This is a genomic window from Micromonospora sp. NPDC051227, assembly GCF_044455385.1.
Taxonomy (GTDB): Bacteria; Actinomycetota; Actinomycetes; order Mycobacteriales; family Micromonosporaceae; genus Micromonospora.
On sequence record NZ_JBITET010000022.1, the window covers coordinates 1 to 17,279 of the forward strand.

Below are 17,279 nucleotides of genomic sequence, written 5' to 3' on the forward strand. Positions count from 1 at the left end.
TCGCCGATCTCGGTGTGGATGTGCAGATCACCGAACTGGACGTGATGACCGGCGGCAACCAGGCCAACATCTTCGGCGCCGTCACCCGCGCCTGCCTGGCCGTCTCGCGCTGCACCGGCATCACCACCTGGGGCGTGCGGGACTGCGACTCGTGGCGCGGTTCCGACAACGCGCTGCTGTTCGACTGCAACGGCAACAAGAAGGCCGCGTACACCGCCGTCCTGGACGCCCTCAATGGCGGCTCGACCCCGCCCACCACGCCGCCGCCGGGCTCCGGAGTGGACACCAGCGCCTGGTACGTGTTGCTGAACCGGAACAGCGGCAAGGCGCTGGACGTGTACGCCTCGGCCACCAGCGACGGGGCGCGAATCAGCCAGTGGACGCGCAACAACGGCGTCAACCAGCAGTGGCAGTTCGTCGACTCGGGGGGTGGCTACTACCGGGTGAAGTCCCGCAACTCCAGCAAGGTGCTCGACGTCAGCGGCTTCTCCACCGCCGACGGCGGCGCGATCGTGCAGTGGTCCGACCTCAACGGCACGAACCAGCAGTTCCGACTCGCGAATTCGGCCGACGGCTACGTACGCCTGATCAACCGCAACAGCAACAAGGCCGTCGAGGTGCAGGGCGCGTCCACCGCCGACGGTGGAAACGTCGTCCAGTACGCCGACTGGGGCGGCAACAACCAGCAGTGGCAACTGGTCCGAATCGGCTGACGACCGCCGCCATCGACTGGGGGAGCGGGAGCTGCCGGCCGCTCGGGATCCGGCCGGCGCCCGCTCAGGCGAGGTGTGACCAGTGGCGGCCCGCCCCATCCGGGCGGGCCGCCCTGACCGCCAGGTCGCCGCTGGCTACGACCGCGCGTATCGATGACAATCGTTTGACGTATGACGTCTCAACCGCTAATTTTCACCCCGCGGGCCACCCGGCCACCGGGAGCCAGGACGTCGCACCGCGGGGTTTGGCGCGGGCCTGCCACGAAGCCCGGATCGTGGCATCCCATCGACGTACGCCGTTGGCCGCGGGTTGCCCGCACACAACACCCCAGACGTGCTGACGCCACCACCAGGACGCCGGCACGCACGCCAGGGCACGCGCGGGCGCTCCCGCTCGTGGGTGACCCCGATCGAAGGAGTGGACCATGAAAGCCCTCGGTGAGGCTCGTCCCGCCTCTCGACAGAGATCTCGCTGGCGGTCAGGGTTGGCGGCGGCGGCGGCCGCGGTCATGGCAGCCAGCACACTCGTCGCGGTCAACGCGGCGCCCGCGGCGGCGGCGACAGTGGACACCAACGCCTCCTACGTGCTGGTGAACCGCAACAGCGGTAAGGCGTTGGACCTGTACGCCTCGGCCACCAACGACGGCGCACGGATCAGCCAGTGGACGCGCAACAACGGCGCCAACCAGCAGTGGCAGTTCGTCGACTCCGGGGGTGGCTACTACCGGATCAAGTCGCGGCACTCGGGCAAGGTGCTCGACGTCAGCGGCTTCTCCACCGCCGACGGTGGCGCGATCGTGCAGTGGTCAGACCTCAACGGGACGAACCAGCAGTTCCGGCTTGCCGACTCGGACGGTGGCTACGTTCGGCTGATCAACCGCAACAGCAACAAGGCCGTCGAGGTGCAGGGCGCGTCCACCGCCGATGGCGGGAACGTCGTGCAGTACGCGGACTGGGGCGGCACCAACCAGCAGTGGCAACTCGTCCCCGTCGACGGCGGCAACCCGCCGCCGTCGGGTGGTAGCGGGTGTGGCAAGGCGCCGACGCTGGCCAGCGGCACGCACACGATCCAGAGCAACGGCAAGAGCCGGACCTTCATCCTGCGGGTGCCCACCAACTACAACAACAGCAACCCCTACCGGCTGATCTTCGCCTTCCACTGGCGGGGCGGCACCATGCAGGAGATCTCCTCTGGCGGCACCAGCGGGACCGCGTGGTCCTACTACGGGCAGCAGGAACAGTCGAACAACAGCGCGATCCTGGTGGCGCCCCAGGGATTCGGCAACGGCTGGGGCAACTCCGGCGGTGAGGACATCACCTTCGTCGACGACATGATCAGCCGGATCGAGAGCAGCCTCTGCGTCAACCCGAGGCAGCGGTTCGCGCTCGGCTTCAGCTGGGGTGGCGGCATGAGCTACGCCGTCGCCTGCGCGCGGGCCAACGTCTTCCGGGCCGTCGCTGTCATCTCCGGCGCGCAGATCAGCGGGTGCAGCGGCGGTACGCAGCCGATCGCGTACTTCGGGCTGCACGGCATCTCGGACAACGTCCTGAACATCTCCCAGGGCAGGGCGCTGCGGGACACCTTCGTCCGCAACAACGGTTGCACCGCGCAGAGCCCGCGCGAGCCGGCCGGTGGCAGTCGTACCCACATCACGACCGCCTACTCGGGTTGCCGGGCCGGATACCCGGTGCAGTGGGCCGCGTACGACAACGGCCACATGCCCGGCCCGGTGGACGGCACCTACGCCGAGAGCGGCATCACCACCTGGACCAAGGGTGAGATCTGGAGGTTCTTCGCCCAGTTCTCGTGACTCTTGTCGGCCTCAGCTGGCGGCGCCCGCTCCCGTACCTCGGGGGCGGGCGCCGTCCGTTGCCCGTGACGGTCAGCGTTCGAGGCGGACCGGGCTCCCCGAGCCACTGCGACGGACCAACCAGGCCTCGGTGATGTGGGTGAACATCGCCTCGGCGGCGCCGTTGGGGTCGTGGGCCGCGATGCGTTCGTAGATGCGTCGGTGCCCCTGGTTGGACGCCACGCACAGCGCCCGTTCGGTCCGGCCCATGTACCGGGCGGTGTTGATGACCTGGCTCTCCAGCGCGCGTACGACGCCGCGGGCGATTCGGTTCCCGGATGCCTGCATGATCGTGTCGTGGAAGGCCCGGTCGTGGTCGTGGTAGGTGACGTGGTCGTCGACGAGTTCGTCCATCCGGTCGACCATGGCCCGCAGTCGATCGACGGTCTCGCTGTCGGCGAGGCGGGCGGCGACGTTCGCCATGTCGGACTCCAGCACCCGCCGGGTGACGACCAGGTCGTCGAGGATGGCGAGGCTGTCGTCCACAGCGATGGTGGCCGCGAGGACGAGTTCGTCGAGCATGTCCCAGTGTGACGGCGGGGTGACCATGGTGCCGGCGCCCTGGCGGACCTGCACCAGCCCCTTCTCCTGAAGGATCTTCACCGCTTCCCGGACGACGGTCCGACTCACGCCGAAGGTCTCGCAGAGGATCGGCTCGGGGGGCAGCGACGTCCCGGACGGGTGTACACCGCGGACGATGCGCTCCACCAGTTCGGCGGTGACCGCCCTGGCGAGGTTGGTCGGCCGACGCACCCACGCCGGGGTCGCCGGGCTGTTCAGGGCTGTCTCCTGCGGTGGCGTCATGTCCCCCTCCGAATGGCTCGCCGTGGCACGACGTCTGGGTCAGTGTACGGCCGACTGTTGACGTCACACGTCATACGAGTTACCTTCCGGTCAACATTTGGCTCGCGGGACACCCGCCGGCCACCCCCCATATAGAGGTGACAATCGATGAGACAGCGCGCAATATGGTCGGCCGTCCTCGTTGTGGGCCTGGCCCTGGCCGGTTGTGGAAGTGCTAGCGATTCGGGCAAGTCAACCAGCTCGGACGGCAAGTTGGTCGTGTGGGACTGGAAGTCCGGCGAGCCATTCGCCAAATCCTATCTGGACAAGGCCAAGGCCGACTTCAAGAAGAAGCACGCCGACGTCGAGGTCGAGTTCGTCGCACAGCCCTTCGACCAGTACTACACCCTGCTCGGTGCGGCGATCCAGTCCGGCAAGGGCCCGGACGTCATGCTGTTCAACGGTGGCGGCCAGATCCGCGACCGGGTGGACGCGCTGGTGCCCCTCGACGACTACGTCGCAGAGGACAAGCAGCGGCTGGCCGGTTGGGACGCGTTCAGCAAGGACGGCAAGATCTACGCCGCCCCGGTGACGCTGCAGGGCTACCCGATCTACTACAACAAGACGATCTACCAGAAGGCGAACCTCGACCCGGCGAGCCCGGCCACCACGTGGGACAAGTTCGTCGCCGACTGCGCCGCCATCGCCAAGGCCGGCTCCAAGTGCTTCGCCCTCGGCAACAAGGAGGGCGTCGGCATCCAGTTCTGGCTCTCCAGCATGGGCTCGACCACCCTCACCGCCGCGGAGTACGACGCCTGGATCGCCGGCAAGCGCGACTGGAACTCGGCCAACGTCAAGCGGCTCTTCCAGCTCTGGAAGGAGACCGGCGACAAGAAGATGAACAGCGACGGAGCCAACTCGACCGCCATGTTCAACGACTCCTTCGCGCTCTTCCAGTCCGGTAAGGCCGCCCACGTCATGGGTCTGATGTCGGACGTGGGTCACTGGCAGGACTTCAACGAGTTCCTCACCCCGGAGAAGCTCGGCGTCATGAAGGCCCCGGTCGTCACCGCCGGCACCACGCCCACCCTCCCGTACGACGGTGGCATCGGCTACGCGGTCGCCAAGTGGACGAAGGACCCGAAGGTGGCCGCCGACCTGGCGCGCTCCCTGAGCTCGGCCGACGCGTTGAAGGCCTTCTATGCCGACGCCGGCGCGATCGCCGCCGACACCACCATCGACGTGTCGCAGGCCGGGCCGGCCGTCGCCACGATCGTCGGCGAGCTGAAGAGCGGCAAGCCCGCTCTGCACGTGGCGCTCTCCTCGAAGACGCTGGACCTGATGGGGCGTCTCTCCCAGCAGCTGCTCAGCGGGTCGATCACCGTCGACGAGGTGGTGAAGCAGTTGGCCGCTTCCGACCAGGCGGGCTGACCTCGTGCCGATCGGAAACACGCAACCGTCGGTCCGTCCGGCTTCGGCCGGACGGACCGGCGGGGCGGCGGTCACCCCCGCCGCGCATCGGAGTGGCACACGACCCGGTCGCACCCGTGGCGGCCTGGGGGCCGAGCGCTACGCCCCCTACATCCTGGTCCTCCCGGCCGTCCTGATCATCGTGCTGCTGCGGCTCTACCCGCTGCTGCTGGGCGTCAACTTCTCCTTCACCGGTGACGGCGCGCAGAACGGGACGGCGGTCGGCTTCGGCAACTACCGCGAGCTGTTCGCGGATCCGCTGTTCCGGACCGCGCTGAGCAACGTCGGGCTGCTGGTGCTACTGCTGCCGGTGGCGGTGGCGATCCCCGGTCTGCTCGCGACGTTCATCTACCTCCGGGTGCCGGGCCACCGCTTCTACCGCAGCGTCTACTTCTTCCCGGCGGTGCTCTCGCCGGTCATCGTCGGTGCGATCTTCAACCTGTTGCTCGCCTTCGACGGCCCGCTCAACGCCGTGCTCGGGTCGTTCGGTGTCGGTCCGGTGGACTGGCTCGGGGACCCCGACATCGCGATGTTCATGGTGGCGGGCGTGCACATCTGGGCCACCTTCGGGATGGCACTGGTGGTGTTCCTCGCCGGCTTCGCCACGCTGGACGCCGCGCTCCTGGACGCCGCCCGGGTGGACGGGGCGACGCTTCTCCAGGTCGTCTGGCACGTGATCATCCCGGCCCTCTCGCGCACCATCCAGTTCGTCTTCGTGACCACGATGATCGGGATGCTTACCTCGATGTTCGGGCTGCTCTTCGTGATGACCAGCGGTGGGCCGGAGGGGTCGACGTACCTGCCGGAGTTCTACATCTGGAAGCAGCAGGGTCAGATGAACCGTCCGGCTCTCGCGTCGGCGGCCTCGACGATCCTCTTCATGATCATGCTCGTCGTGGGGCTATTGCAGATCAAGCTGCTCGAACGATCTGGAAAGGAGGACTGATGTCTCGCCTCCGCCTGGGACGGTGGCTGATCGCCATCCCCATGTCGCTGCTCGCCCTGGCGACGATCTACCCCCTGCTGTTCACCGCCAACGTCGCGATGAAGACCCGGCGTGACTACATCCTCGACCGGTTCGGCCTCACCGACGCTCTGCGCTGGGAGAACATCAGCACGGCGTGGACCAGCGTCGGCATGGGCCGCTACTTCGTCAACTCGCTGTTCGTGGTGACGGTGTCGGTGCTCCTGCTGCTGCTGTTCGGGTCGATGGCCGGCTTCGCCCTGAGCCAGCTGCGGTTCCGTGGCTCGTCGGCGTTGTTCCTGGGTTGCCTCGCGGGGCTCTTCATCCCGTTCCAGGTGATCATGGTGCCGCTCGCCCGGATCATGGCCGACACCGCGCTCATCGACACGTACCCGGGCCTGATCCTGGTCTACGTGGCCCAGTTCCTGCCCTTCACGGTCTTTCTCATGACGAGCTACTACAAGGGCATTCCGCCGGAGATCGTCGACGCCGCGCGGATCGACGGCAGCACGGTGTACGGCGTGTACCGCCGGATCATGCTGCCGCTGGGCACCCCGGCGCTGCTGTCGGTCGGCATCCTCAACGCCCTGTTCTGCTGGAACGACGTCCTCATGGCGTTGGTGATGATGCCCTCGGCCGAACATCGGACGCTCATGATCGGGGTGACCTCGCTGCGCGGGCAGTACTCCGACAACATCCCCACCTTCGCCTCCGGGGTGCTGATCGCCGCGATACCTGTCCTGTTGGTCTACCTGTTCCTCCAGCGCCAAATTGCCGACGGCGTGGCCGCCGGTTCCACGAAGGGTTGACATGCGGATCACGGGATATCGGACGCTCTCCACGGTCCAGGAATGGGGCCGACCAGTTGGCGACGCCAACGGGGTCTTCTCCGACGGGGTGGTCCCGGTCTCGATCGTCATCGTCGACACCGACGAGGGCATCTCGGGAGTCGGCCTCGGGCCGCACGTCGAGATCGAGCGGATCTTCCCAGCCATCGAGGGTGAGGATCCCCGGGCCGTGACGTCCCTGTACGACCGCATGTTGCGGCACACCTTCAAGGCGGGCCACGCCGGGCCGGTGTTCGGCACCATCGGCGCTCTGGACACCGCACTGTGGGACATCAAGGCGCAGGCCGCCGGCGAACCGCTGTGGCGGCTGCTGGGCGGACGGGACCGGCGGGTCACCGCCTACGCGTCCGGGTTGGACATCGGGCTCACCGACGACGAACTCGTCGCGGAGTACGAGGTCTACGCGAGCCACGGCCTGCGAGCGGCCAAGCTCAAGGGCGGCCTCGACATCGAGCGCGATCGGCACCGCCTGAGCCTGGTCAAGGATGTCCTGACCGAGGCCGGGCACGGTCGACGGCCGGGCCTGATGCTCGACGTCAACGAGGCGTGGACCCGCAAGCAGGCCGTCCGGCATGTCTGCGAACTGGAACGCACCCTGGACCTCATCTGGATCGAGGAGCCGGTCCGGCGCTGGGACGCCGAGGGCCTCGCCGCGGTCAGCCGAGGCGTGTCCGCGTCGGTCGCCACCGGTGAGAACCTCACCGGGCTCGAACAGTACCGTCCGCTGATCGCCGCCGGCGCGGTCGACATCGTCCAGATGGCGGCCGTCTGGGGGGTCACCCACTTCCTGCGGGCGTCCGCCCTGGCCCACGCCCACGACCTGCCGGTCAGCCCGATCGGCAACAGCCCGGTCGGGTTGCTGCACGCCGCGACCTCGGTGCCGAACCACCTGACCAGCGAGTTGCAGGACCTGCACACACCCGTTGGTGTCTCCATCGACCTGCACGTCGAGGATGGCGCCTTCATCCTCGGCGACGCACCCGGGCTTGGGGTGCGGGTGGACGAGGAGCGGATCCGGGCGGTCAACCGCCGCCCGCAGGCGCAGACGGCCGACAGCCCCAACGTCCGGCCGGAGCGGGCCGGACGACGGCTGCTGGCCGGAGTCGACGGGGTGATCCCCACCGGCCAGGTGCCTGTCGTGTCGCTGAACTCCCGCAACGAGGTGTCGCCGACCGTACGGCACTGAGCTGACCACCAGAAAGGAAAGTCGTGGGTGCATCGCGACGGCGATGCACCCACGACCATGCCCGGTCGGCACGACCGACGTACCGACCGTCGAGACGGAGGAACGATGAAGGCAGTCGTCTACCGGGGAGCGCGAGACCTCGGAATCGAGATCCGCGACCCGGAGCCACCGGGACCCGGCCAGGTACGGATCGAGGTGGCGTACACCGGCATCTGCGGTACGGATCTGCACATCTACCACGGGGACATGGACGCCCGGGTTGGTGACTCCGCGATCATCGGGCACGAGATGTCCGGCCGGATCGCGGCCGTCGGCGAGGGCGTGACCGGCTGGAACATCGGTCAGGCCGTCACCGTGATGCCGACCCGGCCCTGCGGACGCTGCGCCGCCTGCCAGCGCGGCAACTCCCACGTCTGCCACGCGATGAACTTTCTCGGCATCGACTCACCGGGTGCCATGCAGTCGTCCTGGACGGTGCCGGTGGAGTTGGTTCTGCCGCTTCCGGACGAGTTGCCGCTCGACCACGCGGCGCTCGTCGAGCCGGTGGCGGTCGCCGTGCACGACGTACGCCGGGGGAACGTGACCGCCGACGACCAGGTGGTCGTGGTCGGTGGTGGGCCGGTCGGCGTCCTGATCGCCACCGTCGCGCGGGGCCGTGGCGCGCGGGTGCTCCTCGTCGAGCCGGACCCGTTCCGACGCGAGGTGGCGGAGGGGATCGGGATCGAGGCCGTCGACCCGCGAGCGACCGACGTCGTGGCGCTGGTCAACGACCGTACCGATGGCGCGGGCGCCGACATCGCCTTCGAGGTGTCCGGCTCCCCGGCCGGCGTCACCACGGCGGTCGACGTCCTCACCACTCGTGGGCGGCTGGTCATGGTGGCGATCCATCCTCAGCCCCGCGAGGTCAACCTGCACCGGTTCTTCTGGCGTGAGCTGGAACTCCTGGGTGCCCGGCTGTATCAGCGCGACGACATGGTGGAGGCGATCCGGTTGGTCGCCTCGGGTGCGATCCCGGCACGGCAGATGATCTCCCGGATCGAGCCGGTCGAGGCGGCCGGCGCGGCCTTCGAGGCGCTGGAGGGTGGCGGCGTCATGAAGGTGCTGCTCGATGTGCGGGAGGGTAACCAGTGACGGCGTTGTTCGACCTGTCCGGCCAGACCGCCGTCGTGACCGGTGCGCGGCGCGGAATCGGCCTCGCCATGGCCGAGGCCCTGGCCCTGGCCGGCGCCGACATCGTGGGGGTCTCCGCCCGGCTCGAAGCGGAGGGCAGCGAGGTCGAACGCCGGGTACGCGCCACCGGCCGCCGGTTCACCGCGCTGCGGGCGGACCTCGGCGATCGGGCGGCCGTGCACCGGTTGGCCAGCGACATCCTCGCTCTCGGGCCGGTCGACATCCTGGTGAACAACGGCGGCACGATCGCCCGGACCCCGGCCGCGGAGCACCCGGACGAGATGTGGGACCACGTGATCGAGGTGAACCTCAGCAGCCAGTTCATCCTGAGCCGGGAGATCGGCCGGACGATGGTCGAACGCGGCCGAGGGAAGATCATCTTCACCGCGTCGCTGTTGAGCTTCCAGGGCGGCATCACCGTGCCCGGCTACGCCGCGTCGAAGTCGGGCCTGGCTGGCCTCACCAAGGCGCTGGCGAACGAGTGGGCGGCCCGCGGGGTGAACGTCAACGCCATCGCGCCCGGCTACATCGCCACCGACAACACTCAGGCGCTGCGCGACGACCCCGACCGCAACGAGGCGATCCTCGACCGGATCCCGGCCGGGCGGTGGGGCCGGGCCGACGATCTCGGCGGCGCCACGGTGTTCCTGGCGTCGACCGCGTCGGACTACGTCAACGGCGTCGTGCTGCCCGTCGACGGCGGCTGGCTGGGCCGATGACGGGCGCACAGGAGCCCGGCCACGCCGGGATCGTCGACGCACACCACCACCTCTGGGTCCGTGCCCGGCACCCGCAGCCGTGGATCGACCCGGTGACCATGGCGGCCATCGACGCCGACTTCGAACCCGCCGATCTCGCGCCGCCGGCCCGGGCGGCCGGGGTCACCGCGACAGTTGTGGTGCAGTCCATCGCCTCCGACACCGAGACGGTGGACCTGTTGGGCGTGGCGGCCGAGGACACACTGGTCCGTGGAGTTGTCGGCTGGGTCGACCTGACCGCCGCCGACGTGTCGGACCGCCTCGACCGGCTGCGGGCCGCTCGGGGCGGGGAACGCCTCGTCGGCATCCGCCACCTCGTGCAGTCCGAGACCGACCCGACGTACCTGGACCGTGCGGACGTCCGTCGGGGGATCGCGGCGGTGGGCGCCGCCGGCCTCGTCTTCGACCTGCTGGTACGCCAACACCAGCTCCCCATGGCCGCGCGTCTCACGCGCGACCTGCCCGAGGTGAGCTTCGTCCTCGACCACCTGGGCAAGCCGGCGCTCGGCAGTCCGGAGATGGCCGAGTGGAGCCGGGACCTGCGGTCGTTGGCGGCCTCGCCCAACACGACGGCGAAGCTCTCCGGGCTGGTGACGGAGGTGCCGCTCCCGCACTGGACGCCGGCTGAGCTTCGACCCGCCGTCGAGGACGCCCTCGACGCGTTCGGGCCGGACCGGCTGATGTTCGGTTCGGACTGGCCCGTCTGTCTGCTCGCCAGTTCGTACCAGCGGTGGGTCGACACCCTGGCGGAGCTGCTGGAGGGCCAGGACGGGACCGGCCGGGCGTCGGTCTGGGGCGGTACGGCACGCCGCGTCTACGGGCTGGAGCCGTCATGATGGCGCGCGCACTGCCGCGCCGCCCGCAGCTACGGCTCACCGAGCTGGGCTTCGGCGCGGCCCAGGGGGGCAACCTGTACCGGACGACGACGGACGAGGAGTTCGCCTCGGCGGTTGACGCCGCGTGGGAGGCGGGCGTCCGGTACTTCGACACCGCGCCGCACTACGGCCTCGGGCTGTCCGAGCGCCGCCTCGGCGCCGCGCTGCGCCAACGGCCGCGCGACGAGTACGTGGTGTCGACCAAGGTCGGGCGACTCCTGGTGCCGTCGCCTCAGGACGCGCACCTGCGGGACTCCGACGGGTTCGACGTGCCAGCGACCCACCGGCGGGTGTGGGACTTCAGCCGCGACGGCGTGCTCCGCTCCATCGAGGCCAGCCTGGAACGGACCGGGCTGGACCGGATCGACATCGTCTATCTGCACGACCCGGACGACCACTGGGAGCAGGCCGCGCACGAGGCCGTACCCGCCCTGATCGACCTACGCGACCAGGGCGTCGTGGGTGCCATCGGCGCCGGCATGAACCAGTCGGCCATGCTGGCTCGGTTCGTCCGGGAGACCGACGTCGACGTGATGATGTGCGCCGGGCGGTACACAGTGCTCGAACAGGGCGCGGCCGTCGACCTGCTGCCGGCCGCCGAGAACCGGGGGGTGGGCGTGGTCATCGCTGGCGTCTACAACTCGGGGCTGCTCTCGCGGGACCGGCCGCCGGCCGACGCCATCTACAACTACCAGCAGGCCCCGGCGGCGCTGATCGAGCGGGCGCGGCGGATCGCCACCGTCTGCGAGACGTACGGAGTGACCCTGCCGCAGGCGGCCCTCGCCTTCGTCCGCCGGCACCCCGCCGTGGTGTCCACGGTCGTCGGCGTGCGTAACGAGGCGCAGGCGGTCGAGACGGTGCGACGGTCCGGGATCGTCGTGCCGGAGGAGTTGTGGGACGACCTGGCGGCGGCCGGGCTGCTCGCCGCGCCGCCCGGTCAGCCTGCCTGATCGACGACGACGTCCCGGCCGGGACCGGCTCCGACACTCGGAAACCGGTCCCGACCGGGACGTCAACTGTTACCGCGACAGCCCTGCGGTCACACCGCGGTGAACCGCCACTGCTGGTTGGCGGCGCTGTGGCAGGTCCACTGCAAAAGCCGGGCACCGTCGGTGGTGGAAGCACCGTTGACGTCCACACAGAGCCCGCTCAGCACGTTGCGCACCGTGTACACGCCGGAGGTGCCCGTCGCGGTCGCTGTGAACTTCTGCTGGTTGCCGTTGTTGCAGGTGGCCTGCTGGAGGAAGGCACCCGCCGCCGTGGAACTGCCGACCACCTCGACGCACTTGCCGCTGTGCACCGCCTTCAGGTAGACCGCGCCGTTGCCGGCGTCGACCGCCTGCCACTTCTGGTTGTTGCCACCGGTGGATGCCCACTGGGTGATCTGGGCGCCATCGGCGGTGGAGACACCGCTGACGTCCATCAGCTTGTTGCTGTGCTGGGCGGTGACCGTGTAGGTCTTGCCCGCCAGGCCGCCGCCGGTGCCGGTGCCGGGTGTCCCGACGCCGTTTCCGCCGAAGGTGTGCGAGTCCACATCGAACGAGTTGCTGCTGTTCTTGAACACCATGTAGAGCGTCTGTGTCCCGCTGGTCGCGGCGACGCTCACCGGAGTCGTGGACTGGTAGTTGTCCCAGCCGCCCGTACTGGGCACCGTGGTGGTGGCCAGCAGGGTGCCGGTCGGCGAGCCGGCGCGCAGCTCGATCGAACCGCCACCGGAGGGCGACGACACCCGGTAACTGACCGTCGAGATACCCGACAGGTTCATCGGGTTGAACGCGATCCAGTCGTTCGAGGAGATGTCACCGACACGCTTGGTGCTCTCCGCCGCCGCCTGGTCGATGACCCGGACGCCGGACTGGCTGCTGAAGTACTCGGACTGCTTGTGCTTCGGTTGCAGGATCGCCTGTGCGGTGCCGGTGAGCGGGGAGCCGCCTCCCGAGCCGCCGTTGTCGGTGTACCGCGCGTTCAGCACGTAGAACAGGTTGGCGCCATCGGGGTGCCCACCGAGCAGGTCGGTGGAGATGGTGCCCGAGCAGCCCGGGTACTCCGTGGTCTCGTGCGCGTGGTCGTCGTGACCCAGCGCCGGGTTGAGGACGACCTTCGAACAGTCGACAGTGCCGCCGTCCGGATCGGTCACGGTGATCTGGTACGACACCTTGTCGCCGAAGGTCAGCATGCCTCCGTTGCCCGGTGTGGTGATGGTGACCACCGGGGCACTGTTGCCGACGGTGATCGGGACGTTGGCGAAGCCCGTCTTACCGGTGCTGTCGGTGACCTTCAGCTGGGCCGTGTAGTTGCCGTTGGAGGTGTACGTCTTCGACGGGTTGGCCGCCGTCGAGGTGGTGCCGTCGCCGAACGTCCACAGGTAGCTCAACGTGTTGCCGTCCGGGTCGGACGTGCCCGCGCTGCTGAACTGGACGGTGAGCGGTGCGGTGCCGCTGGTGGGTGTGCCGGTGGCCTTGACGATCGGTGACCGGCCGCCCTGGATGTAGTCGATCCGGTAGAGCCCGGAGTCGCTGTTGCCGCCACCGAAGTTGGTGCCCCACTCCAGCAGGTAGAGCGAGCCGTCCTTGCCGAACTCCATGTCCATCGGCTTGTTGAACCCACCGCCGGGCAGGAACGGGTTGGTGCGGGTCACCGCCGAGGAGGAGTCGAAGTGCACCTCCTTGATGTAGTTGCGCGACCACTCGTAGAAGAAGTGCACCCCGTCGTAGTAGGGCGGGAACTTCGTCGCGGACGGGTTCGACGCGTCGTACCGGTAGACCGGGCCACCCATCGGCGCGGAGCCGCCGGAGCCGAGCTCCGGGAAGGTCGTCGAGGCGGGGTAGCCGTACCAGATGTTGGGCATGACAACCGGCTTCAGGCTGGTCAGGCCGGTGTTGTTCGGCGAGTTGTTGACCGGCGCGGAGCAGTTGAACTTCGCGCCGACGACGCCGGTGTCCGGGTTGAACGGCGCGTAGGGCTGGTTGTTGCCGTGGCAGAACGGCCAGCCGTAGTTGCCGGGCGTCTTGATGACGTTGAGTTCGACCAGCCCCTCGGGGCCGCGGTTTGTGGTCGGCGGGTTGCGGTCCGGTCCGTAGTCGGCCAGGTAGACCCAGCCGGTGGCCGCGTCGATCGAGAACCGGAACGGGTTGCGGAAGCCCATCGCGTAGATTTCCGGCTTGGTCTGCGCCGTGCCCTGCGGGTACAGGTTGCCGGACGGGATGGTGTAGCTGCCGCTGGCGCCGGGGCGGATACGCAGCAGCTTGCCGCGCAGGTCATTGGTGTTGCCCGCGGTCCGGGCGGCGTCCAGGTTGGACTTGCCCGAGCGCCAGTCCAGCGGGGCGTAGCCCTGCCAGTTGGGGTCGAGGTTCGGGGGCGTGTCGTCACCGGTGCCGATGTAGAGGTTACCGTCCGGACCGAACTCGATGTAACCGCCGGTGTGGCCGGGCTCCGGGAAGGTCCGGTCCCGGTACGCCGGGATGTCGATGATCGTCACGCCGCTGGACGTGTTCAGTGTGTCGCCGCTCATCGTGAAGCGGGAGACCCGGTTGACGTCGGTCGAGCTGCTCGCCGGCGAGTGGTACAGGTACACGTACCCGTTGGTGGCGAAGTTGGGGTCCAACGCCATGCCGGTGAGACCGTCCTCACCGCCGGTGTAGACGCTCAGCGTGCCGGCGGTCACAGTGCTGTTTGTGGAGGGCTTGAAGATCTTCAGCTGCCCGCCGCGCTGGGCGTAGAACACGCGCCCGTCCGGGGCCACTGCCATCGCCATCGGGTCGACGGTGTTGTCGTCAAGGGTGCGCTTCTCGAAGTTGCCCCAGACGGTGCCGCCGCAGTCGCCGGGAGCGTTGCCGGCGGCCCACTTGATGCCACCGAGCACGTGGTTGCGGAAGTTCGTCTCGCTGTAGGAGTCGATCGCGTGGCCCATCGCGGTGGCCCACACCCGACCGCCGGCGGTGTCCCGACACCAGGAGATCGGGTGGTCCGGGCCCATCGCCCGGGAGCCCGGGTTGTAGGTGCGCTCGTCGGCGGTCACCAGAACGTGCACCTTGCCGCGCGGGTTGGTGTCGAAGTTGTACCACTCCTCGCTGCGGTTCCACCGATCCGGCAGACCGGCCGTCGACGGGTGCTGCTTGTCGGCGACGATGGCGGTGCCGGGCAGCACGCCGGGGGAGTGCTCGGGCATGTGGGCGCCGCCGTTGATGGTCTGGTCCCACCACGGGTACTCGGACTCGATGCCCATGTCGGTGGCGTTGTGGATGGCGACGATGCCCTTGCCGCTGGCGAGGTAACCCTCCACCGCCTGACGTTGCGCCGCCGAGGTCCAGACCATGCCGGAGGTCTGGAGCATGACGATCACGTCGAAGGTCGCCAGGTTGGCGGCGGTGAAGACGCTGGAGTCCTCGGTCGCCACCACCTCGAAGTTGTTCGCGGAGGCCTGCTGCTGGAGCATGCTGATCCCAGCCGGGATCGAGTCGTGCCGGTAGCCGGTGGTCTTGCTGAACACCAGGGCCCGGAAGGCCGGGGCCGCCGAAGCGGGTGGAGCGAGTCCGAGCGCCAGCAACAGGCCGGCGATCACTGAGATGAGCAATGTGTTACGACGCATGCCGTCTCCTAGTTGGGCGGGCGTAGGGATTGCGACCACGGGTCCTACGACGCGTCAGGTTGACCTGGACACGCGAGGGACACGGGCGCGCTGGTCTGTCCTCGTGCCGTTCGCCGCAACGGCAGTCAGACCTGCGGGACGTCACACAGCGTGATGGTGGCCGTGGTTCTCGTCCCGTGGTCCACGAGGTCAGGATGAGCTAGAGATCGAAGGCTGTCAATGCAGGAAGTAACGTCCGACGTCCTGCCCGGTGGACGGCGGTCGCGCTCGGCCCCTTCGCTGCGGCTCCGCCTGTCGATCGCGGCCCGGCCTGGCAGTCGGGCTTGATCGAGGATTGCGGACCCGCATCCAAACATCTATCTTCATACGTGTGATGTTTCGCGGATGTCAAGGGATTGTTTGCACCGCAAGAACGTAAGTCCTCGCTGTTGGTGCGAAAGCTTGTTGTCTGGCGCCTCAAAGCCGCCGTAGTGTGGCATCTAAATACGTCTATGACTACTGTCTGTGAGGGCTTTCGGGATGTCAGATCCGCCGCCGACGCCGCTTCTCACCCTCCGGGGCATCGGCAAGTCCTTCCTCGGAGTCCGCGTTCTCGACGGTGTCGACCTCGACGTCGCGCCGGGCGAGGTGCACGCCGTGGTCGGTGAGAACGGCGCCGGGAAGTCGACCCTCATGAAGATCGTCTCGGGCGGGTACGCCCCGGACGGGGGCTCTGTCGAGTTCGCCGGTGCGACGCGCGCGTTCCGTGGCCCGCGCGACGCGCAGCGGGCCGGCATCGGCATCATCCACCAGGAGTTCAACCTGCTCCCGGAGCGCACCGTCGCGGAGAACGTCTACCTCGGGCACGAGCCGGTCCGGCGCGGGCTCGTCGACCGTCGCGGGATGGTCGACCGCACCACACGGCTGCTCGCCTCGATCGGTGAGACCACGTTGCCGGCCGACGCCCGGGTGGGGCAGCTGGGCGTCGCGCAGCAGCAGGTCGTCGAGATCGCCAAGGCGCTCGCCCTGGACGCGCGGCTGCTCATCATGGACGAGCCGACCGCCGCGCTGGCCGACCACGAGGTCGAGTTGCTCTACGGGCTGGTGCGCCGGCTCCAGGAGCGGGGCATCGGGCTGCTGTACGTCTCGCACCGGCTCGCCGAGGTCTTCGACCTGTCCGGTCGGATCACCGTGCTCAAGGACGGTCGTCGGATCACCACTGTGGACACGGCGGACACCACGGCCGACGAGTTGGTGCGGCACATGGTCGGCCGGGAACTGTCCAGCTACTACCCGGACCGGGCCGCCCCCGAGGACCGGGGTCCGGTGCGGCTCAACCTTCGCGACGCGGGAAACCGGAAGTTGCGGGACGTCAACCTCCAGTTGCGCGCCGGCGAGGTGCTCGGCATCGGCGGCCTCCAGGGCTCCGGGCGCTCGGCGCTGGCCCGCGCGATCTTCGGGGTGTCGCCGTTCACGACCGGCGACGTCACGCTCGACGACCGGCCGGTCCGACTGCGCTCACCCCGCACCGCCATGCGGGCCGGCATCGCCTACGTCACCGAGGACCGCAAGGGCGAGGGGATCGTCCCCCGGCAGTCGGTGCTGGACAACGCGCTGCTCGCCAGCCGGGCCGTCTTCGCCACCGGGTCCGGCCGGGCGGCGAGGACCACCCGGGTACGCGAGTTGCTGGCCGCCGTGGAGATCCGCGGCGCCGGCGACGACCAGGAGATCCGCTTTCTGTCCGGCGGCAACCAGCAGAAGGTCGTGCTGGCCCGATGGCTCGCGCTCAATCCGCGGATCCTGCTCTTCGACGAGCCGACCCGGGGCATCGACGTGGGTGCGAAGTCAGCCATTCACGATCTCGTCCGCCGCCTCGCCCGTGATGGCGCGGCCGTGCTGATGATCTCGTCCGATCTACCGGAGCTGCTGGGGATGAGTGACCGGATCGTCGTCATGCGGGACGGTCACGTCGCGGGCGAACTGCCCGCCGGCGCGACCGAGGAGGAGGTCGTCGCGTTGGCGGTCGGGGCCGTGCGGGAGCCGGCCCAGTGAGCGCGAGGAGTGAGCCGGGTGTGCGAACCCCGCAGTCGCGAAC

12 protein-coding genes and 1 pseudogene are annotated in these 17,279 nt (G+C 69.0%); 11 read left to right on the plus strand and 2 right to left on the minus strand.

From position 1 onward, the window contains the following. Positions 1-707 (plus strand): annotated as a pseudogene (locus tag ACIA47_RS31310) (RICIN domain-containing protein); the annotation flags it as partial. A gap of 431 nt (positions 708-1,138) precedes the next feature. Beyond that, entirely contained in the window at positions 1,139-2,524 is a 1,386-nt protein-coding gene (locus tag ACIA47_RS31315; RefSeq protein WP_396711949.1) for an RICIN domain-containing protein, read from the plus strand. 72 nt (positions 2,525-2,596) lie between these two features. On the opposite strand, the gene ACIA47_RS31320 is transcribed toward ACIA47_RS31315, so the two are convergent. Then, positions 2,597-3,367 (minus strand): FadR/GntR family transcriptional regulator, encoded by a 771-nt coding sequence (locus tag ACIA47_RS31320; protein ID WP_091401025.1) that lies wholly within the window; start codon positions 3,365-3,367, stop codon positions 2,597-2,599. Positions 3,368-3,514: 147 nt separating this feature from the next. Here ACIA47_RS31320 and ACIA47_RS31325 point away from each other — a divergent pair, with 147 nt between their 5' ends. The 8 genes from ACIA47_RS31325 to ACIA47_RS31360 all read left to right on the plus strand — a co-directional run bounded on the left by ACIA47_RS31325 (position 3,515) and on the right by ACIA47_RS31360 (position 11,567). After that, the gene (locus tag ACIA47_RS31325) at positions 3,515-4,777 is read left to right on the plus strand and encodes an ABC transporter substrate-binding protein (RefSeq protein ID WP_396711951.1); all 1,263 of its coding nucleotides are present in this window, start codon (positions 3,515-3,517) and stop codon (positions 4,775-4,777) included. A gap of 4 nt (positions 4,778-4,781) precedes the next feature. Further along, a complete protein-coding gene (locus tag ACIA47_RS31330; RefSeq protein ID WP_396711953.1) occupies positions 4,782-5,762 on the plus strand; it encodes a carbohydrate ABC transporter permease in 981 nt (326 codons plus the stop codon). Beyond that, entirely contained in the window at positions 5,762-6,589 is an 828-nt protein-coding gene (locus ACIA47_RS31335) for a carbohydrate ABC transporter permease (RefSeq protein ID WP_091401030.1), read from the plus strand. Before ACIA47_RS31330 ends, ACIA47_RS31335 begins: the two co-directional genes overlap by 1 nt. 1 nt (position 6,590) lies before the next feature. Next, on the plus strand, positions 6,591-7,814 hold the full coding sequence (locus ACIA47_RS31340) for a mandelate racemase/muconate lactonizing enzyme family protein (protein WP_396711955.1): 1,224 nt from the start codon (positions 6,591-6,593) through the stop codon (positions 7,812-7,814). Positions 7,815-7,919: 105 nt separating this feature from the next. Next, on the plus strand, positions 7,920-8,945 hold the full coding sequence (locus ACIA47_RS31345; protein WP_203118698.1) for an alcohol dehydrogenase catalytic domain-containing protein: 1,026 nt from the start codon (positions 7,920-7,922) through the stop codon (positions 8,943-8,945). Continuing rightward, positions 8,942-9,703 (plus strand): 2-dehydro-3-deoxy-D-gluconate 5-dehydrogenase KduD, encoded by a 762-nt coding sequence (kduD, locus tag ACIA47_RS31350; RefSeq protein ID WP_396711958.1) that lies wholly within the window; start codon positions 8,942-8,944, stop codon positions 9,701-9,703. Before ACIA47_RS31345 ends, kduD begins: the two co-directional genes overlap by 4 nt. Continuing rightward, on the plus strand, positions 9,700-10,578 hold the full coding sequence (locus ACIA47_RS31355; protein ID WP_203118696.1) for an amidohydrolase family protein: 879 nt from the start codon (positions 9,700-9,702) through the stop codon (positions 10,576-10,578). Before kduD ends, ACIA47_RS31355 begins: the two co-directional genes overlap by 4 nt. Next, positions 10,575-11,567 carry an aldo/keto reductase gene (locus tag ACIA47_RS31360; RefSeq protein ID WP_396711960.1) on the plus strand — a complete coding sequence of 331 codons (993 nt, stop codon included), beginning with the start codon at positions 10,575-10,577 and terminating at the stop codon, positions 11,565-11,567. Before ACIA47_RS31355 ends, ACIA47_RS31360 begins: the two co-directional genes overlap by 4 nt. A gap of 89 nt (positions 11,568-11,656) precedes the next feature. Here the strand turns inward: ACIA47_RS31360 and ACIA47_RS31365 are convergent, their stop codons facing one another. Further along, on the minus strand, positions 11,657-15,205 hold the full coding sequence (locus ACIA47_RS31365; RefSeq protein WP_203118694.1) for a ThuA domain-containing protein: 3,549 nt from the start codon (positions 15,203-15,205) through the stop codon (positions 11,657-11,659). A 519-nt stretch (positions 15,206-15,724) separates the two neighbouring features. Here ACIA47_RS31365 and ACIA47_RS31370 point away from each other — a divergent pair. Beyond that, positions 15,725-17,236: a sugar ABC transporter ATP-binding protein gene (locus ACIA47_RS31370; RefSeq protein ID WP_396711963.1), complete on the plus strand. Its 1,512-nt coding sequence runs from the start codon at positions 15,725-15,727 to the stop codon at positions 17,234-17,236. Positions 17,237-17,279 lie beyond the last annotated feature (43 nt).